The sequence below is a fragment of the Sphingomonas sp. OK281 genome, from assembly GCF_900115295.1.
Classification (GTDB): domain Bacteria; phylum Pseudomonadota; class Alphaproteobacteria; order Sphingomonadales; family Sphingomonadaceae; genus Sphingomonas.
Map to the genome: position 1 here is coordinate 179,694 of NZ_FOVZ01000004.1, position 18,785 is coordinate 198,478.

The 18,785-nt window shown below is 65.4% G+C and carries 22 protein-coding genes; 6 read left to right on the forward strand and 16 right to left on the reverse strand.

The genetic code is table 11. The features are described 5' to 3' along the window. Positions 1–18: 18 nt before the first annotated feature. The 9 genes from BM244_RS15145 to BM244_RS15185 all read right to left on the reverse strand — a co-directional run bounded on the left by BM244_RS15145 (position 19) and on the right by BM244_RS15185 (position 7,157). Positions 19–339 carry a DMT family transporter gene (locus tag BM244_RS15145; RefSeq protein WP_093399741.1) on the reverse strand — a complete coding sequence of 107 codons (321 nt, stop codon included), beginning with the start codon at positions 337–339 and terminating at the stop codon, positions 19–21. Positions 340–494: 155 nt separating this feature from the next. Continuing rightward, the gene (locus BM244_RS15150; protein ID WP_254784506.1) at positions 495–1,067 is read right to left on the reverse strand and encodes a F0F1 ATP synthase subunit B family protein; all 573 of its coding nucleotides are present in this window, start codon (positions 1,065–1,067) and stop codon (positions 495–497) included. Between the two features lie 37 nt (positions 1,068–1,104). Further along, positions 1,105–1,599: a F0F1 ATP synthase subunit B family protein gene (locus BM244_RS15155; protein ID WP_093399743.1), complete on the reverse strand. Its 495-nt coding sequence runs from the start codon at positions 1,597–1,599 to the stop codon at positions 1,105–1,107. A 57-nt stretch (positions 1,600–1,656) separates the two neighbouring features. Beyond that, on the reverse strand, positions 1,657–1,884 hold the full coding sequence (locus tag BM244_RS15160) for a F0F1 ATP synthase subunit C (protein WP_055873230.1): 228 nt from the start codon (positions 1,882–1,884) through the stop codon (positions 1,657–1,659). A gap of 58 nt (positions 1,885–1,942) precedes the next feature. Next, a complete protein-coding gene (locus tag BM244_RS15165; RefSeq protein ID WP_093400045.1) occupies positions 1,943–2,701 on the reverse strand; it encodes a F0F1 ATP synthase subunit A in 759 nt (252 codons plus the stop codon). A gap of 70 nt (positions 2,702–2,771) precedes the next feature. After that, positions 2,772–3,092, reverse strand: a complete 321-nt coding sequence (locus tag BM244_RS15170) for an AtpZ/AtpI family protein (protein ID WP_093399744.1) — start codon at positions 3,090–3,092, stop codon at positions 2,772–2,774. Between the two features lie 279 nt (positions 3,093–3,371). After that, complete coding sequence (locus BM244_RS15175; RefSeq protein WP_093399745.1) at positions 3,372–3,752, reverse strand: YdbL family probable chaperone protein; 381 nt, start codon at positions 3,750–3,752, stop codon at positions 3,372–3,374. 1 nt (position 3,753) lies between these two features. Further along, on the reverse strand, positions 3,754–3,933 hold the full coding sequence (locus BM244_RS15180; protein ID WP_082445295.1) for a YnbE family lipoprotein: 180 nt from the start codon (positions 3,931–3,933) through the stop codon (positions 3,754–3,756). A 44-nt stretch (positions 3,934–3,977) separates the two neighbouring features. Beyond that, positions 3,978–7,157 (reverse strand): intermembrane phospholipid transport YdbH family protein, encoded by a 3,180-nt coding sequence (locus tag BM244_RS15185; protein WP_254784469.1) that lies wholly within the window; start codon positions 7,155–7,157, stop codon positions 3,978–3,980. A gap of 86 nt (positions 7,158–7,243) precedes the next feature. Here BM244_RS15185 and radC point away from each other — a divergent pair, with 86 nt between their 5' ends. The 3 genes from radC (at position 7,244) to BM244_RS15200 (ending at position 8,700) form a co-directional block, all read left to right on the forward strand. Beyond that, positions 7,244–7,948 (forward strand): RadC family protein, encoded by a 705-nt coding sequence (gene radC, locus BM244_RS15190; protein ID WP_093399746.1) that lies wholly within the window; start codon positions 7,244–7,246, stop codon positions 7,946–7,948. 82 nt (positions 7,949–8,030) lie between these two features. After that, on the forward strand, positions 8,031–8,240 hold the full coding sequence (locus tag BM244_RS15195) for a hypothetical protein (protein WP_093399747.1): 210 nt from the start codon (positions 8,031–8,033) through the stop codon (positions 8,238–8,240). Positions 8,241–8,298: 58 nt separating this feature from the next. Then, the gene (locus BM244_RS15200) at positions 8,299–8,700 is read left to right on the forward strand and encodes a BLUF domain-containing protein (RefSeq protein ID WP_093399748.1); all 402 of its coding nucleotides are present in this window, start codon (positions 8,299–8,301) and stop codon (positions 8,698–8,700) included. A gap of 76 nt (positions 8,701–8,776) precedes the next feature. On the opposite strand, the gene BM244_RS15205 is transcribed toward BM244_RS15200, so the two are convergent. Further along, on the reverse strand, positions 8,777–9,205 hold the full coding sequence (locus BM244_RS15205) for an EF-hand domain-containing protein (RefSeq protein ID WP_093399749.1): 429 nt from the start codon (positions 9,203–9,205) through the stop codon (positions 8,777–8,779). Positions 9,206–9,436: 231 nt separating this feature from the next. Between BM244_RS15205 and purB the strand changes: the two genes are divergently transcribed. After that, a complete protein-coding gene (gene purB, locus BM244_RS15210) occupies positions 9,437–10,735 on the forward strand; it encodes an adenylosuccinate lyase (protein ID WP_093399750.1) in 1,299 nt (432 codons plus the stop codon). 417 nt (positions 10,736–11,152) lie between these two features. Here purB and BM244_RS15215 read toward each other — a convergent pair whose 3' ends face one another. The 3 genes from BM244_RS15215 to dnaK all read right to left on the reverse strand — a co-directional run bounded on the left by BM244_RS15215 (position 11,153) and on the right by dnaK (position 15,221). Beyond that, a complete protein-coding gene (locus BM244_RS15215; RefSeq protein WP_093399751.1) occupies positions 11,153–12,043 on the reverse strand; it encodes an MBL fold metallo-hydrolase in 891 nt (296 codons plus the stop codon). Between the two features lie 15 nt (positions 12,044–12,058). Next, positions 12,059–13,192: a molecular chaperone DnaJ gene (gene dnaJ / locus BM244_RS15220; RefSeq protein WP_056055383.1), complete on the reverse strand. Its 1,134-nt coding sequence runs from the start codon at positions 13,190–13,192 to the stop codon at positions 12,059–12,061. Between the two features lie 121 nt (positions 13,193–13,313). Continuing rightward, positions 13,314–15,221 (reverse strand): molecular chaperone DnaK, encoded by a 1,908-nt coding sequence (dnaK, locus tag BM244_RS15225; protein ID WP_056055380.1) that lies wholly within the window; start codon positions 15,219–15,221, stop codon positions 13,314–13,316. Positions 15,222–15,389: 168 nt separating this feature from the next. On the opposite strand from dnaK, the gene BM244_RS15230 reads away from it, so the two are divergent. Then, positions 15,390–15,827 carry a copper chaperone PCu(A)C gene (locus tag BM244_RS15230; RefSeq protein WP_175518221.1) on the forward strand — a complete coding sequence of 146 codons (438 nt, stop codon included), beginning with the start codon at positions 15,390–15,392 and terminating at the stop codon, positions 15,825–15,827. Continuing rightward, positions 15,824–16,303, forward strand: a complete 480-nt coding sequence (locus BM244_RS15235; protein WP_093399752.1) for a vgr related protein — start codon at positions 15,824–15,826, stop codon at positions 16,301–16,303. The genes BM244_RS15230 and BM244_RS15235 overlap by 4 nt, the downstream gene beginning before the upstream one ends. Positions 16,304–16,493: 190 nt before the next feature. On the opposite strand, the gene BM244_RS15240 is transcribed toward BM244_RS15235, so the two are convergent. The 3 genes from BM244_RS15240 to grpE all read right to left on the reverse strand — a co-directional run bounded on the left by BM244_RS15240 (position 16,494) and on the right by grpE (position 18,782). After that, positions 16,494–16,733: a hypothetical protein gene (locus tag BM244_RS15240; RefSeq protein ID WP_093399753.1), complete on the reverse strand. Its 240-nt coding sequence runs from the start codon at positions 16,731–16,733 to the stop codon at positions 16,494–16,496. Between the two features lie 107 nt (positions 16,734–16,840). After that, a complete protein-coding gene (locus BM244_RS15245; protein WP_093399754.1) occupies positions 16,841–18,064 on the reverse strand; it encodes a threonine synthase in 1,224 nt (407 codons plus the stop codon). 178 nt (positions 18,065–18,242) lie between these two features. Beyond that, positions 18,243–18,782: a nucleotide exchange factor GrpE gene (gene grpE / locus BM244_RS15250; RefSeq protein ID WP_056488509.1), complete on the reverse strand. Its 540-nt coding sequence runs from the start codon at positions 18,780–18,782 to the stop codon at positions 18,243–18,245. Between the last annotated feature and the right edge of the window lie 3 nt (positions 18,783–18,785).

Sequence of the window (18,785 nt, forward strand, 5' to 3'; positions counted from 1 at the left end):
ACCGCGAACGCTCGACGCTCAGGCTTGCGCGAAAACCTTGGTGCCGACGATGCCGACCACGGTCAGTGCCATGAAGCAGGCCTGGATGCCGCTGACCTTGTCGCCGAACAGGATGACGCCGCCGATGATGACGCCGATCGCGCCTGCTCCGGTCCAGATCGCATAGGCGGTGCCGGCGGGAAGGCCGCGCATGGCGAGCGCGAGCAGGCCCATGTTGACGAAGCTGAGGACGATCGGGACGCTCGAGGCCTGCCACGTGGCGATGGTGGCGGCCCATTTCAGGCTAAGCGCCCAGCATATTTCGGTGACGACGGCTACGGCGAGGATGAGCCAGGACATAGGTGTTCTCCAACGGGCTCAGATTGGAGACTCGGCCGCCGGAAACCCGGGAAGAGACGGCCGTCGATAATGATGTGTTGCGTGAGGGGCGTGCCCTCACCTTCCCACTGCTTTGCAGCGGGCCCCTTCCTCTCCCCGAGGGGAGAGAAGCAGGATCAGTTCAGGCGGGCGAGGCCCGAGATCGAGCGGTCGACCATCATGCGGTCGGCGGCGGCGTCGTGATGCTCGGAGATGAGGATACCGGCCGCCTTAGCCGCGGCATCGGCAGCCCGCGCACGGACTTCGGCGATCGCAGCACGCTCGGCGGCAGCGATCTTGTCCTCGGCCATCTTCGCGCGGCGGGTCATGAGGTCTTCGGCGCCCGCTTTCGCCTTGGCGATGATCGCCGCGGCTTCGTGGTGCGCGTGAGCCTTCATCGCTTCGGCTTCGACGTGCGCGGTCTTGGCCTTGGCCTCGTACTCGGTGCGGATCGCCTCGGCTTCGGCACGGAGCGCCTTGGCTTCGTCGAGCTTCGTGCGGATGCCGGCGATGCGCGTGTCGAGCATCTTGCCGATCATGCCTGGAACCTTCTTCCAGATCATCAGCAGGATGACGACGATCATCGCCACCGCAACCCAGCCGGTCGAGGTCAGGCCGAGCGCGGTCGGATCGGGCACATGCTCGACGCCACCGGGCGCGGCGGTGTGACCCTGGAGTCCCTGGTTGTCGATCGCACCTTCGGGCGCCATGCCCTCGCCGTGGATGACCTTTGCGGCCGAATCTGGATTAGCCATGCGCCGTCGTCCTGCGTACCGCGTCGCTCGCCGCATCCAGGCTGACCTGGAGGCCGGCGACCTTTGCGGCCAATTGCTGTGCTGCTTCGGCGGCGACACCCTGCAAGTTCGAGAGCGCCTCGGCCTTCGCGTTGGCTACCGCCAGATCGTGATGACCCAGACGCTCGGCGAGTTCGGCATCGGCCGCATGGACCTGCTGCTCGAACGCGGTTGCCGCGCGCTTTGCTGCTGCCGCGGTCTCGGCCTGCGCCGCAACGCGGGCCGCGTCCATTTCGGCCTGCCAGTTCGCCTGGACCGTATCGGCCTGCGCACGGGCAGCGACCGCCGCCGCCAGATCGCCCGCGATTCGGCCTTCGCGCGAGTCCACGTTGGACACGATCTTTGGCACCATTCCCTTGCCGATCCCGAAATACAGGATGCCGAAGGTGAGAAGCAGCCAGAAGATCTGCGAGGCGTAGGTAGCGGCTATCTGGGCAATCTGAGGCATTGGTCTGTCCTGCGTTAATCCGGCCGGGCGCGGTTGCCCGGCCAAATCAGCGAGTGGTTAGGCGACGAACACCAGGATGATCATGGTGACGAACGCGAGCAGGCCGAGAAGCTCGGCTGCTGCGAAACCGATGAACAGACGGCCCTGCTGGCTGTCGGCTGCGCCCGGGTTGCGGAGAGCGCCGGCGAGGAACTGGGCGAACACGTTGCCCACGCCGAGTGCCGCGAGGCCCATGCCGATCGCTGCGAGGCCGGCACCGATCATCTTTGCTGCTTGTGCGTCCATGATAAATTCCCTTTGAAAATCAGTTAAGTAATGGAAAACTTAGTGAAGATTGCCCCACTTAGTGGAGATTAACTGCGTCGTTCAGATAGACCGACGTCAGCAACGCGAAGACATATGCCTGGATCGCGGCGACCAGCAGCTCGAGCAGCGTGATCCCGACCATCAGGACGAAGCTCGGCAGGCTGACGATCGCGATGTAGCCCGCGCCGAGGTTCAGGCCATTGATGACGAACGCAGCGAGCACCTTGAGCAGGATATGCCCGGCGGTCATCGCGACGAACAGTCGCAGGCCGAGCGAGAACGGACGCACCAGGAACGACATCAGCTCGACCACGAAGATCAGCGGGATCATCAATGGCGGGGTGCCGTGCGGCACGAACAGCGAGAAGAAGTGGAAACCGTGCTTGCCGAAGCCGACGAGCAGCACGATGCCGAAGCTGATCAGCGCCAGCACGCCGGTAACGGTCATGTGGCTGGTCACGGTGAACGGATGCACGCCGGGAACGATGCCGAACGGCAGCAGCCCGATGATGTTCGCGAACAGGATGAACATGAACAGCGAAAAGACATACGGCACGAAGCGCTTGCCTTCGGGTCCGATGTTCTGCGTCAGCATGCCCGAGATGAAGCCGGTGAAACCCTCGACCGCCATCTGCCAGCGACCGGGGACGAGCTCGCGCTTCATCCCGCCGATCATGAAGGCCCACAACGCAAAGACCGTCACCACCATCCACAATGCGGAATTGGTGAACGACAGGTCGTAACCACCTACGATCCAGTGCGAGCCGAACGCCGGCTCGATCAGGAACTGGTGCATCGGATCGATCTTGCCGCCCTGTTCTGCCGCCACGTGGAATCCCTGCCGTCTTGATACGACAAACGCCCGGTTACTCCGGGCGTTCGCCTGAAATTCGAATGATCTGCCTGAACGCGACCGCTATCCCGAGGAACAGCAGCACGATCAGCCCCCAAGGGCCAGTGCCGAACCAGCGGTCTATCAACCAGCCGATCAGCGCACTGCCGACGAGACTCCCGATAAGGGCGGAGATAACGCGATTGCCTTGCGAGTATCCCCGCTCGGCGTCCGCCCCTCCCTGCCCCTTAGCGAGTGTTTCCCGAGCCTTGACCTCTCTCAATCGCTCATCGAGCGCGGAAAGTCGCGGATCTTCAACACCCTGGGGGTCCTGTCCGGGTTCGATCTCCGCCACGCACGTTCCTCCACCTGATTACGCATCGGGGAGGAAGCAAGCAGCGACGAGCGATCCCGCCAAGGCGCGGTCCGTTTAGAAAAGGGGGGGGTGCAAGTCAACCGGTGTGACACGGGCGTCATTAATGGGGCGGCGGATGGGATCGGGCCAACCCTACTTCTTCCCCCCTCCCTGGAAGGGAGGGGCCGGGGGTGGGTCGGCCGGTTGGCTCACGTCACGGATCCCAAGCAGCCTACCCACCCCCAACCCCTCCCTTGTCAGGGAGGGGAGCACTTCAGATTAAACGCAGCGCGAATCGCGCTCGGGGGCGCCGGCGGTGCGGGTCTTCCAGACGCCGTTGGGGGTCTTGTACTTCTCGCCGGGGTTGGTCTGCATGATCAGGTTGCAGCCGCTCGTGAACGCGAGTTGCTCGACCGTCGCGCCGCTCGCCTGCGCCTTTGCCGTGTACGCCGACTTGCGCTGGATATTGATGTTGTTGACCAGCGCGCGCAGGTCGCCGCTCGCTGCGCCTACAAGGCCGAGATAGCCGTCGGGCTGCTCGCCGACCTCACCACCGGCACGCGCCGCGGCGTAGGCCGGATCGCGCTGCGCGGTTGCCGCGACAGACAGGCCACCGAGAGCCGCCGCTGCGGCAACCATCATAAGGACCTTGGTCTTCATCTTAGAATATCCCCGGATTCTGCTGGATCAACGATTTCGCCTCGCCATCGAGACGATAGACCACTTCCTGCGTGACGTTGATGTTGAGGTTGATCTCGATCGGCTTGTCGGGCGCCGACACGTTGATGCAGCCCGGCAAGGCCGCCGTCAGCCCGATAATCGCGATCGTCCTCGTCATCATCTGCAAGATCGGCCTTTGCTCCAGCTTCTTCAATCCTGTTTCGGTCATGGCACGATCCTGCTTGCGGGAGGCTGAATGGTTGGAAATTTGGGTGTAGGGTTGGGCGGCGGCGGCGCGGCCTGCTGTTGCAGCAAGGCCGGCAGGTTGCGCTGGATCAGCCGCTTCGGATCGTAGAAGCTTTGCGCCGAATCGAGCAGCCCGCGGAACGGCGCCTTGATCCGGATATTGAATACGAACGGCAGTTTCTGCAGGCGCCGGACGATGAAGTTCGCCTTCGCGCCCTCGCCCTGGCTGATCCCGGCAAAGCGGACGTCCGTCACCATCTCACCCGCGAGCGGCCCGTTGAGGCCGACACGCAACGACTGGTAGCGCAGCGACTTCAGCGCACCGAACGCGATGTTCGCCCAGACGCCGAGATCCTTCTGGCTGAGGTCGCCGACATAGGCGAGCGTGCCGCCGCCCGGCCGGACGCGCATGTCGCCTCCCTCGATCCGGCCGCCGGTCTCGTCGAAGATCATCGGCAGCACGCCGTCGAAGATGCCGGTCGCATCGAGATTCTTGAAATCGAACTGCTGGAGGAACTGGTCGGCGGCCATGTTGGCGACATGGAACGTCATCCGCCGCTCGGACTGCGCGGAGAAATCGAGCAGCGTCGGATCGAGCGTCAGCGATCCACCCGCGAACGGCCAGGAGCCGCCTTCGACCTGGACGCGCGCGCCCGGCAGCGTCTGGTAGCGGATCGTGCCATCGGTGACCGGGATGCCAGGGTTGAGCGTGCGGATCGTCGCCACCTGCCCCGGCGCGCTCTGGAGGTTGAGCAGGTCGGTGAAGCGGATCTCGGTGGCGATCCCGGTGACGGGGCCGAATGCGGCGGCGAGATCGGTGCCGGCGGTACGGAACACGCCGGTGCTGGTCACGCCGTCGGGGTTCCAGGCGATATGCCCCTCGCCGCTGACCGATCCGTTGACGTCGGCGATCACGCCGAAGGTCAGCGGAGTAAGCGCGTCGGGTTGCAGCTGGTCCTTGGCGAACGCGATCGCGGGGACGTTGAGGTCGGCCTTGCCTGCACCCGCGCCGAGAGCGTGGGTCAGCGTGACGTCGGCGACCTTGGTGTTGGTGATCGGCTCGAACAGCGTGCCGGCGGCGGTGATCGTGCCGTCCACGAGCGCTAGCGTCACGGTGCGCGCGGCGAGCGGCTTGAAGCGCGGCGTCGGCGCGGCATCGGATACCCCCATCGCGCCGGTGAGATTGAGCGCGCCATTGACGAGCGTCCAGTCGCCTGCCGCCTCACCGAGCAACAGCGGCACGTTCGCGATCTGTCCCGAGCCTCCCGTGAACGCGCCCGCCACGCCCTGCCCCGTCATGCGGCCGGTGACGGTGCCGAAATCGAGTCGCGTGACACGTTCCGGCGCGCCGACCCGGGTCTGCACGCCGTCGATGGCAAAGCCGCGATCCGCCAGCCGCACGATCGCTCCCGCGGTCGCGAGCGTGATCGGGGTGGTGCCGAGTCGCCCACCCAGCTTAGCCGCGGCGATCTTCGCGCCGCCCCTGACCCGCGCGCCGTTGATCTGCACCAGCGCGCCATCGAGCGGGCACAAGGTCAGCCGCGAGGGATCGAGCACAAGCCCGGAGATCGCGAAGCGCTGGACTGCCAAAGGCACGCAACCGGTATTGACGACCAGCCGTCCACGACCGTTCCACACCGCAGACACCGGCATCGACAGGCCATCGACCCGGTTGGCGGGACCGCCCGCACCGATTGGTCCCCCGAGCGTGACACGTGTCGCGATCGAGGTTGCCCCGCCCGGAGTGGCGCTGAAGGTAACGGGCGTCAGCGCCAGTCGCGCGTCTCCCGCCGCATAGGGCGCGATGGTGGCGACGCCGCGAATCGCCGCGCCCGGTTTCACCTGCGCCAGAGACACGCGCGCGTCGGGCAAGCCACCGCCACGCATCGCGAGGACCGTGTCGAGCCGCACGCCACCATTCGGCCAGCCGAACGCGACCCCGCTCCCGCCGCCAAGCGCCACGCGCGCACCACTGGCGGAGGCCAGCGCAAGACGGGACAGCATCGCCTTGCCGCGTCCGCCATCGATCCGCACGCGAAGGTCGGCGTCTGCGGCAAATCCGTGCCCAGCCTTCTGGACGGCCTGCGTCACCGCTTTAGCCAACGGCGCGACGGGCGTCCCCGCGGCTGCCCTGCCTATTCTCGCCAGCCCGGCGAGTCGCTTCTGCGCCACCGCCGCGCCGCTCGCCTGGACGCGCCCGTCGAACGCGGTCTGCTCGCCGATCCGGTACGTGCCCACGAGCGAAACCCGCCGCGCGCCGCCTTCGGTGGTGCGAACCGTGTCGGCGGCGATGTTCGCCTTGCCGCCGGTCGCCGCCGCGGTTCCGGTGAAGTCGATCGTGCCCTCGGCACCGGCCAAAGTCGCACCCGGCGTCCGTGCCGCGCCGGTCTTGAGCGTCGCCTTGCCCTGCCAGCGATCGAGCGCGGCGGAGAGGCCGACGTCCAGATCGGCCACGATCCGCTCGGCGTGCGTCTTCCCGCAGGCCAGCCGCGACACTCGCACGGGCCCCGTGACGGTCGGTTTTGCCGCATCGATCCGTAGCTTCACCGTCGCCGCGAGCCGGTCGATCACGCACCCGCCGACATCGAGCCGCTCGCTCATCGCTGCCAACGACCCGCGAAACCCGTCGTCGAGCGTGCCCGAGCCCGCGAGCTTCAGCCCGACGATCCCCTGCGGAGTCTCCAGCCGCATACGACCATCGGCGACCGATACGTCGAGCGCCGGTAATGCGAACGGCTTGCCCGACGGCGCCGGCAGCAGTTTGTCGATCGCGCCGAGCGACACCTTCCCGTCCACCAGTCGCCCACGCAGCCGGACCTTCCCCGCGCGCACGCCCTCCAGATACGGTCCCGACAACCCGACGCCAGTCCGCGTCTCGACCCAGTCGGCGACCAGATCGGGATGCGCCGGATCGCCGATCACGACGTTGGTCAATCGCTGGCCACCCAGCGCGAGGTCCGCGATGTCGTAGCGCGCAGGCACGCCGGCCTTGGCGAGTTCGCGGTCGATGAACCCCTCGGCGATCGGCTTCCGGACCAGCCACAGCACGACGAGTCCGACGATCAGCAGCAGCGCGATCACCAGCGCAACGCGGCGGGCAGTCGCAGGACGGCGAGGATGGGCCCCGGGGTCGGCCCCCGTCTCGCTCGTCTCGCTCACCAACGCACTCCGCCATATTCGAGGTCTCTGCATAGGCGGGAGCGAGGGCGTCATGCAATTGCCCAGGGATGTGCTAGCATCGCAAAATGGCCGATCCGGACGAAGACATCGACGTCCGGGGGGACGATCTGAAGGGCCATCGTGGCCGCCTCCGCAAACGGCTGTTCGAAGGCGGCAGCGACGCGCTGCTCGACCACGAACTTATCGAATACCTGCTCGCGATCGCCATCCCCCGCGGCGACACCAAGGCGCTCGCCAAGGCGCTGATGCGCGAGTTCGGCGGGATCGGCGGAGTGCTGACCGCGGATGCCGAGGCGCTCGGCCGGGTGAAGGGCATGGGCGAAATCTCGACCGCGGCGATCAAGATCGCGCACGCCGCCGCAATCCGCCTGCTGCAATCGCACGTCAGCGACCGCCCCGTGCTCGCCAACTGGCAGGCGCTGCTCGACTATCTCCGCGCCGACATGGCGCACCACGCGATCGAGCGGTTCCGGGTGCTCCACCTCAACACCAAGAACATGCTGATTCGCGACGAGGTGATGAGCAAGGGCTCGATCGACCAGGCCGCGGTCTATGTCCGCGAGGTGATCCGGCGCGCGATCGACCTGGGCTCCGCATCGATCATCCTCGTCCACAACCACCCGAGCGGAGACCCCTCCCCCAGCCGCGCGGACATCGACATCACGCGGACCATCGCCGAGGCGGGCAAGCGGCTCGGGATCACCGTGCACGACCATATCGTGATGGGTACCGGCGGCCATGTCAGCCTGCGGGCGCAAGGGTTGATCTAGCGCAACGATATAGTCGATAAACTCGCGGCCGATCGCGTATCTTTCCGCTCGCTTCTTCGTTGTTCCATCAAAGGAATTGCATGTGGACAAGAAATTGCACGACGAAGCGTCGGACGTAACGGCCGAGCACGGACAGGTCATGGTTGACGGGCCGGACGGTGTCGCAGTGGCGTTGACGCCCGATGCCGCCGCCGAAACCTCGGATCGCTTGTTGAATGGCGCGGTAGAAGCTCAAGGCCAGATCTTAGCGAAGGCTCGCGCCGCCGAAGATCGTGTGCGCAAGTCCGATTGATCCACCGCAAGACGTGGCTCTCCGGTTTGTAGTAGCTCTTCTACCGACCGGAGACCCGATGCGCCAAATTCTCTACATGAGTTCGAGCACGATATCCGGCGACAAGGCGGATCTCGTGGGAATATTGGAGCAATCCCGGCACAACAATGCGTTCAACGGGATAACCGGGCTGTTGTGGTCGGACGGCACGCATTTCCTGCAGGTGATCGAAGGGCCGACCGTTTCCATCGACGCGACGTTCGGCCGCATCGTCAACGACGATCGTCATCACGATCTGTCGCTTCAGCACAACCTGCCGATCCATGAACGCCAGTTCGGTGCCTGGACGATGGCACACCGGCGTGCGGACGATCCGGTCGATGCGTATGATGCGCGAATGCGGCGCCTGCTCAACGGCGCGTCGCAGCGGGTGCGCGATCCGTTCCTCGCGCTGATGGCGACGGGTTCGCTCGACGGTTGACGTAACGAAGGCCGCCGGGTGGGAACCCGACGGCCTTCGTTCCGTGCGATGGGACCTTACGGACGTGGCGTTGCCGTCAGCCCTGCGACAGGAAACTCGTGACCTCAGTCTTGGTCAACGACTTGCTCTTGTCAGTATCCGCCTGCGCGAAGGCGGCGGAGACCCATTTCTTGGTCTCGGGCGCGTCCGGCTTGGTCGACGGATCGGTCTTGCTCTTCAGCGCGACCATCCAGCCGCCGAATTCCGCCGCGCTGAGCTTGCCGTCGCCGTTCTTGTCGTAGGTCGGGAACTCGGTGTCGACGACCTGTGCGACCTGGCTGCCCGTCGCCGGTTGCTCGCGCGCGGCGGACTGCATCTGCACTGCATCGGTCGGCGTACCGGATGGGGCGGCCTGTCCGACAGCAGCGCTGCTCGGCGCCGAAGTCTGCGGGGATGTCGTGGTCGTCTGTGCCAATACGGGTGCAGCAACCAGTGCCGCGCCGGCCAGCATAGCATATTTCAACATTACGTCTCTCCGGTAGTGTTCTACGCGTCTACTAAGCGACGTTACGACCATGTCCGATATATACTCGACATAGCGAACCGCTTACCAAGTCTATACGCGCCACATCGCCGGATTTATACCTCGCGACGGGTGTTTGAACCTTTTCCTGCGTCCTGCTACCGCGTTTCGCGAGTGACCGCGGGCCGAACGGCACGCGACGCACCCTACCCTTCACGCTCCCGAGGAAACCCGATGGTCCCCCGCTATTCCCGCCCCGACATGGTCGCGATCTGGACGCCCGAAGCGCGCTTCAAAATCTGGTTCGAGATCGAGGCGCACGCCACCGACGCGCTTGCCGAGCTGGGCGTGGTCCCCAAGGACGCGGCCGCCGCGATCTGGGCAAAGGGCGCGTTCGAGGTCGACCGGATCGACGAGATCGAGCGCGAGACCAAGCACGACGTCATCGCCTTCCTGACCAACGTCGCCGAGCATGTCGGGCCGGAAGCGCGCTTCATGCACCAGGGAATGACCTCGTCGGACGTGCTCGACACGTGCCTGGCCGTGCAACTGGCGAAGGCTAGCGACATCCTGATCGCCGATCTCGACGCGCTGCTGGTGGTGCTCGAACGCCGCGCGCGCGAGCACAAGATGACGCCGACGATCGGCCGCAGCCACGGCATCCACGCAGAACCCGTGACGTTCGGGCTGAAGCTGGCGCAGGCGCATGCCGAGTTCGCCCGCAACCGCGCGCGGCTGGTGGCGGCGCGCGAGGACGTCGCGACCTGCGCGATCTCGGGCGCGGTGGGGACGTTCGCGAACATCGATCCGTTCGTCGAGGAGTATGTTGCAGGCAAGCTCGGGCTGTCGGTCGAGCCGGTCTCGACGCAGGTCATCCCACGCGATCGTCATGCGATGTTCTTTGCGACGCTGGGCGTGATCGCCAGCTCGATCGAGCGGCTCGCGACCGAGGTTCGGCATTTGCAGCGGACCGAAGTGCTCGAAGTCGAGGAGTTCTTCTCGCCGGGCCAGAAGGGCTCGTCGGCGATGCCGCACAAGCGCAATCCGGTGCTGACCGAGAACCTCACCGGCCTTGCACGGATGGTGCGCGGCTACGTCACGCCGGCGATGGAGAACGTCGCGCTGTGGCACGAGCGCGACATCTCGCACTCGTCGGTCGAGCGCTATATCGGCCCGGATGCAACGATCACGCTCGACTTCGCGCTCGCGCGGCTGACCGGCGTGATGGACAAGCTGGTCGTCTACCCCGAGCGGATGTTGAAGAACCTCAACAAGATGGGCGGCCTCGTCCATTCGCAGCGCGTGCTGCTGGCGCTGACGCAGGCGGGGGTGAGCCGCGAGGACGCGTATCGGCTGGTGCAGCGCAACGCGATGAAGGTGTGGGATTCGGACGGCGCGCTGTCGTTGCTGGAGCTGCTGAAGGCGGATCCGGAGGTGACGCTGAGCGATGCCGAGCTGGAGGACAAGTTCGACCTCGGTTATCATTTGAAGCACGTCGACACGATCTTCGCCCGGGTGTTCGGCGCGGCCTGAGGACTGAGCGAAGGTTGCTCCCCTCCCTGAAAGGGAGGGGTTGGGGGTGGGTCGGCCGGCTCGAGCCACCTCCGTCTGGCGCTTGCGGAAGCCGACCCACCCCCTGCCCCTCCCTTTCAGGGAGGGGAGAGCGTTGCGGATCGGGCGATGTGACATCCAAACCACGCCAGGATGCACGCAACGCAATTGCGATTACGTGTTACAAAATTGCGACAACGCGCAACTAAGCCCATATCCCGCTTGCCGGATATTGTTCCGGCATCGGAGACCTACCCATGCGCATGTTCGAAACCGTGACCAGCACCATGCTGGCGATCGCGGCTCAAGCGCTGGTGGTCGGGGTGGTCATCACCGCCTTCTGATCCATCGGCCCGCCCGCCCCCTTCCGAGGGGGCGCGGCTAGGCCGGCAGTTATCGTCAGCCTTCCGTAGTCCAGCAAAAGCTTGGACCGTCGCGCGAAACGCGACCGGCCGAGGTTCCGCCGAAATGCGCTGTGAACACGATCGCATTGGTATCTGCCGCCAGTTCCAGCGCCTGTCGTCGCGATGTGCGCGCCGTCGCAGGATCGGCGTCGAACCGCGAGTTCCACTCAGGTCGCGACACTTGGACCGGATGATGCATGACATCACCCGAAAACAGCGCGATCGCACCGCCGCTCTTCCACAAAATACCGGCATGATGCGGACTGTGGCCCGGTAACGCGTGGAAGGTGAAGCCCGGGATCGCTTCCAGCCCGCCGATCGCGATTGGATCGGCCAATCCCGCGGCGACGATCGGCAGCACGCTGTCCTGCTGCGCAGCAAAACTGGTCCGGGACCGCTCGTCGAGATTGGCGAAGTCGGTAAAGTACGCAAGTTCGTCGGCAACCAGAACATGGCGGGCACGCGGGAACGTCGGTACCCATACGCCGTCCTGAAGCCGCGTATTCCAGCCGACATGATCGACATGGAGGTGTGTCAGCAGGACATGGGTGACGTCCTCCGGAGCGACGCCTTGCTCGGCCAGCCTCGACAGGAACGACGTATCGAGCCTGTCGAACCACGGCGAATATGGCCGGACCTTGGCATTGCCCGCGCCGGTATCGACCAAGATCGTCCGCACGCCATCTCGGATGAGCCAGCTATGAACGGGCAACGGCACCGTCCCTTCGTCCGCATCGAACGTACCAGACGGTACCGCATCGGGATGATCGCCAATCCAGTTCGCGTCCCAGTCAGGCAACAAACCCTGCGCTGGGAGCTTAGCCTGGTCGAAGTCGTCGATGCGGGTAACGGTCGCGTTTCCCACGGTAAATGTTGGGCCAGCCATGATCTCGCCTTCCTATCACTCCCCCGCGAACACGCCCTTCAGCTTGGCGAAGAAGCCCTGGCTGGCCGGGCATTCGTCGCCCGTTTCCGTCTCGCGGAACATCTCGAGCAGTTCCTTCTGGCGGTTGCTGAGACGTGTGGGGGTTTCGACGTCGATCTGGACGACTAGGTCGCCGTGGCCGCGGCCTTGCAGGACGGGCATGCCGGCGCCGCGTTGGCGGAGTTGCTTGCCCGACTGGATGCCGGCGGGGATCTTCACTTCGTGCGTGCGGCCGTCGAGGCCGGGGATCGACAGCGATCCACCCAGCGACGCGACCGTAAAGCTGATCGGCGCGCGCGCGAACAATGTCGTGCCTTCGCGCTCGAACAGATTGTGCTTGGTCACATGGAGGAAGATGTAGAGATCGCCGGACGGCGCACCGCGGGCACCCGCCTCGCCTTCGCCCGACATGCGGATGCGCGTGCCTTCGTCGACGCCGGGGGGGACGTTGATCGACAGCGTCTTGGTCTTCTCGACACGGCCTTCGCCGCGGCAATCAGGACATGGGTCGGCGATGACTTCGCCCGCGCCATTGCAGACCGGGCAGGCGCGCTCGACCACGAAGAAGCCCTGCTGCGCGCGGACTTTCCCGTGGCCACCGCAATGCTGGCAGGTCTTCGCGCGCGTCCCGGCCTTGGCGCCCGAGCCGTCGCAGGTGTCGCAAAGCGCCGAGACGTCGATCGTGATCTCTGTCGTCTTGCCGTGGAACGCTTCTTCCAAGCTGACTTCCATGTCGTAGCGCAGGTCCGCGCCGCGTCGTGCCGCAGACCGGCCGCCGCCGCGCTGTGCGCCGCCCATGAACTCGCCGAAGACGCTTTCAAAGATGTCGCTGAAGCCGCCGAAGTCCTGCGCGCCGCCACCGTGACCGCCGCCGCCACCGTTCTGGAACGCGGCGTGACCGAAGCGATCGTATGCCGCTCGCTTCTGCGGGTCCTTGAGGCACTCGTACGCCTCGCTGACCGCCTTGAACTGCGCTTCGGAATCCTTGCAGCCGGCGTTCTTGTCCGGGTGATACTTCATCGCGAGCTTGCGGTAAGACGACTTGATCGTCCCCGCATCCGCGGTCCGCTCGCATTCGAGCAGTTCGTAATAATCTGTCTGGGTACTCATAGCGGCCCTCTTAGCCCTCTCCCCTCCGGGGAGAGGGTTGGGTGAGGGGCAGTTCCGGGCGGCAACGCTCGTGGCTGCCCCTCACCCCGGCCCTCTCCCCAGAGGGGAGAGGGAGTTTCGGTTACGCCTTCGGGTTGTCGTCGACTTCCGAGAACTCGGCGTCGACGACGTCGTCGTCCTTCTTCGCCGCGTCGCCATCAGCCGACGGCGAAGCGTCCGCCTGGGCCTGCTTCTCGTAGATCGCCTGGCCGAGCTTCATCGCGACCTGGGCGAGCGCGGTGCTCTTCTCAGTCATCGCGTCCGCATCGCCGCTCTCAACCGCGGCCTTGGTCGCGTCGATCGCCGCCTGGATCTCGGTCTTCAGCGACTCGTCGACCTTGTCGCCATTATCCGCCAGCTGACGCTCGGTGGTGTGGACCAGCGACTCGGCATTGTTCTTCGCCTCGGCGCCCGCACGACGCTTCTTGTCCTCCTCGGCGAAGGTCTCGGCATCGCGGACCATCTGGTCGATGTCGTTGTCCGAAAGACCTCCGCTAGCCTGGATGCGGATCTGCTGCTCCTTGCCGGTGCCCTTGTCCTTGGCCGAGACGCTGACCAGACCATTCGCATCGATGTCGAACGTGACTTCGATCTGCGGCACGCCGCGCGGTGCGGGCGGGATGCCGACGAGATCGAAATTGCCGAGCATCTTGTTGTCGGCCGCCATCTCGCGCTCGCCCTGGAACACGCGGATCGTCACCGCGCCCTGGTTGTCGTCGGCGGTCGAATAGGTCTGCGACTTCTTGGTCGGGATCGTCGTGTTGCGATCGATCATCCGGGTGAACACGCCACCCAGCGTCTCGATGCCGAGCGACAGCGGCGTCACGTCGAGCAACAGCACGTCCTTGACGTCGCCCTGCAGCACGCCGGCCTGGATCGCGGCGCCCATCGCGACGACCTCGTCCGGGTTGACGCCGGTGTGCGGCTCCTTGCCGAAGAACTGCTTCACGACTTCACGCACGCGCGGCATGCGCGTCATGCCGCCGACCAGCACGACTTCCGAGATGTCCTCGGGCTTCAGGCCGCCGTCTGCGAGCGCCTTGCGGCAAGGCTCGAGCGTACGCTTGACCAGATCCTCGACCATCCGCTCCAGGTCGGCGCGGGTGATCGACTTCACCAGATGCTTCGGACCGTTCTGGTCCGCGGTGATGAAGGGCAGGTTGACCTCGGTCGACTGCGCCGAGCTCAGCTCGATCTTCGCCTTCTCGGCCGCTTCCTTCAGACGCTGCAGCGCCAGCTTGTCCTTGGCGAGATCGATGCCCTCGGCCTTCTTGAACTCGTCGGCGAGATACTGGACGATCTTGTTGTCGAAATCCTCACCGCCCAGGAACGTGTCGCCGTTGGTGGCCTTCACCTCGAACACGCCGTCGCCGATTTCCAGCACCGAGATGTCGAACGTGCCGCCGCCGAGATCGTAGACCGCGATCGTCTTGCCGTCCTGCTTGTCGAGGCCGTAAGCCAGCGCCGCCGCGGTCGGCTCGTTGATGATGCGCAGCACTTCGAGACCGGCGATCTGACCGGCGTCCTTGGTCGCCTGGCGCTGCGCGTCGTTGAAGTAGGCCGGCACGGTGATGACCGCCTGCGTGACCGTCTCGCCGAGATACGACTCAGCGGTTTCCTTCATCTTCTGCAGAGTGAACGCCGAGATCTGCGATGGCGAGTAATCCTTGCCACCCGCCGAGACCCAGGCGTCGCCGTTCGGGCCGCGCGAGATCTTGTACGGGACCAGCTCGGTGTCCTTCTTGGTGATCGGATCGTCGAAGCGACGGCCGATCAGGCGCTTCACCGCGAAGATGGTGTTGTCGCCGTTCGTCACTGCCTGGCGCTTGGCCGGCTGGCCGACCAGTCGCTCGCCATCCTTGGCGAACGCGACGATCGACGGCGTGGTGCGCGCGCCCTCGGAATTCTCGATGACCTTAGGCTTGCCGCCTTCCATGACGGAAACGCAGCTGTTGGTCGTGCCGAGATCGATACCGATTACTTTAGCCATGAGTTCTGATTAGCCCCTCACTTGAAACGAAAATACGAAACCGGTTCCACCCCGTTACGGCAGTGGAACCTTTCTGATGATGGGCGCGATATAGGTGGCCTCGCGCTTGCCGCAAGATTGTACCGGTCATAGGATGCGCAAGTGGTCGGGCCCGGAGAAAAGTAACCTATGCGTATCGTTTTCGGACTGGGTGTTGCCGCGATGGCACTGGCGTCGTGCTCGCCGCCCAAGGAACTGTCCGTCGACGGGGCCTGGGTGCGGCTTGGCGCGGTTACCGGCCGGCCCGCGGCGGCGTACTTCATTGTGCATGGTGGGCCTACGCCGGCGACGTTGATCTCGGCCACCACCGACGTCGCGATCAGGTCTGAGATGCACGAGACGATGGACAAGGGCGGCATGTCGACGATGGCACCGCTCGCGAAGGTCGAGATTCCGGCGAATACGGACGTGGCGTTCGCGCCGGGTGGGCGGCACGTGATGCTGTTCGACATGAATTCGGGGATCAAGCCCGCCGATCGCGTAACGCTCACGTTCGCGTTCGCAGATGGGACGCGCATCATCAACAACGCGACTGTGGTCGCGGCGGGAACCCCGGTAGGGAAGTGACCGAAGCAGGCGCAAGGCGCGGGCTTACCGAGGGGGAGACGGCGCTGGCGGAATCGGTGTTCGGGGGCGCGATCGAATACTCTCGAGTGAGCCTAGCCCGCAGCAAATGGGCGTTCTTCCAGCCGCGCGATACGGTGATGGCACCGCGGGGGTGTATCCACTTCCACCCCAAGGGCGATCTGTGGTGCGACGACTTCGCGCACGCCAATCTGACGTTGCAGGGGCTATTCGTCCACGAAATGACGCACATCTGGCAGCACCAGCGCGGCGTGTTCCTGCCCTTGGCGCGGCATCCGTGGTGTCGGTACGATTATGCGTTCCGGCCGGGCGTGGCCCTGCACCGCTACGGCATCGAGCAACAGGGCGAGATCGTGCGGCATGCCTTCCTGCTGCGCGCGGGCGCGAAGGTCGCGGGTGCACCGCCGCTCGATCAGTACGAGACGGTGCTGCCGTTCACGCCGCGGGTTTTGGTCTGAGCCGTTGATCCTCCCCTGCAAGGGGAGGTGGCGCGCAGCGACGGAAGGGTATCGCCCTATCGAGAGCGTATCACCCCTCCGTTAGCGCTACGCGCTGCCACCTACCCTTGCAGGGGAGGAACGGAAGGTTGCGTTCCAGCTACCGCCGCCGCCCCGTCGTCATTCTAGCGAAAGCGAGGATGACGAATGGTCAGAGCCAGCTACGACCATCCGGCCCGCCACACCCATATGGCGGCAACTGGCCCGGAAACCGCGCCTGCATCTTGTGGCAGCCCCAGGCACGCATCGGCCCCGGCGCATAGCCGTTCAACGCGATACCGACCTCGTCATACGGGCTCGAGCCGCGCGCGACGTACATGTACCAGCGACCGCCGAACATAACCGCCGCGGCGATGAGCACGACGCAAACGACCTGGACGATTTTCTGCATTGGGGATCCCTTTTGTAAATAAGGGCGCCCCGTTGCAGCCAACATGGATCAATTTCAACCACCGATCTGGTAGATCGAGATCCAACAGATCGGCAGAAATCGGCGGTTTAGAGCGCGTCGAAATCGATAGGTCGTGTTCTATCAAGCGCTTGCGGCGCTTCGGGCATCGGATATTTCAACCCGGTCGCGCAGTTGAAAAGTACGACCTTGTCGTCCTCGTCGACCAACCCGATATTCAGCGCCTGATGATACGCCGCCAGCGTCGCACCGCCCTCGGGGCATAGCAGCAGCCCATCCTGCTTCGCCGCCGCGTCGACCGCCTTCAAGATCGCCGGATCGCCGACCGCGAGCGCCTGCCCGCCACTTTCGCGGACCGCCCGCAGGATCAGGAAATCGCCAACCGCTTTCGGCACGCGGATGCCTGCCGCGACGGTGCTCGCGTCCTCCCAACGCTCGGCATGCTCCTCGCCCGCCTCGAACGCGCGGACGATCGGCGCACAGCCACTCGCCTGCACCGCGAACATCTTCGGGCGCTCCGAGCCGATCCAGCCGAGCTTTTCGAGTTCGTCGAACGCCTTCCACATCCCGATCAACCCGGTACCGCCACCGGTCGGGTAGAAGATTGCATCCGGCAGCTTCCACCCGAACTGTGCGGCGAGTTCGAGGCCCATCGTCTTCTTGCCCTCGATCCGATAGGGCTCCTTCAACGTCGAGAAATCGAACCAGCGGCCCTCCGCGGCGCCCTTGCCGACGATCGCGCCGCAATCGTCGATCAGGCCGTTAACCCGCCATACTCGCGCGCCCTGCATCGCGATCTCGCGGACGTTGATCTCGGGGGTGTCGTCCGGGCAGAACACGATCGTCTCGATCCCGCAGCGCGTGGCATAGGCCGCCAGCGCCGCGCCAGCATTGCCATTGGTCGGCATCGCGATCTTCGTGACGCCGAGTTCCTTGGCCATCGCGACGGCCATGACGAGCCCGCGCGCTTTAAAAGAACCGGTCGGGAGGCGGCCTTCGTCCTTCACGAGCACGTTGGGGCCGCCGGACTTGGTCAGCGGCACCAGCGGCGTCTCGATCTCGCCGAGGCTGACGATGTTGGACGTGTGGCGAACCGGCAGCAGTTCGCGCCAGCGCCACAGATCGGTCGGCCGCGCCTCGATCGTGTCACGCGAAACCGCGGACCGCACCGCGTCGAGGTCGTAGCGGACGAGCAACGGCCGCCCGGCGCGGGACAGCCCGTGAAGCTGATCCGCTTCGTACCGCTCGCCGGTGATCGAGCATTCGAGATGCGTGACGAAGGTCTGGCGATCGGTCGTGAGGTTCTGGTTCATGAACTGACTTTCAAATCCTCCCCTGCAAGGGGAGGGGGACCAGCGCAGCTGGTGGAGGGGGCGTGCCGCGTTCGTAACGCTCGACGCAGGCCCCCGGCCGCAGATGTTACTCGGGAGGATATCCCCCTCCACCACCGACCAAGCGGTCGGCGGTCCCCCTCCCCGTTCCGGGGAGGATTCAGCCGGCCTTGGCGACGCCGACCATGGCGGGACGCAGCAGGCGGTCCTTGATCATGTAGCCTGCCTGCATCTCCTGGACGATCGTCCCGGCCGGCTGGTCGCTGGGCACTTCGAGCATCGCCTGGTGCTTGTTCGGGTCGAGCATCTGGCCCTCCGCGGCGATCTTGGTGATGCCGTGGCGCTGGAACACACTTTCCAGCTCGCGACCGGTCGCTTCGAGCCCCGTGACGAGCCCCTTCATCTTGTCGTCCGCACGCAGGTCAGCCGGGATCGCCGACAGGCCGCGCGAGAGATTGTCTGCAACCGACAGCACGTCGCGCGCGAACGCCGTCGCGGCATAGGCGCGGGCGTCCTGCGCTTCCTTCTCGGCGCGGCGGCGGACGTTCTGGATCTCGGCCTGCGCGTAGAGGACGTTCTGCTTGGCTTCGGCGAGCTGGTTCTCGAGCTCGGCGACGCGGTCGTTCGAGGCCACCTCAGGTGCGGCTTCAGCGGTCTCTTCGCGCAGGTCTGCAGGCGTGTTCTGGTCGATGTCGGACATGGT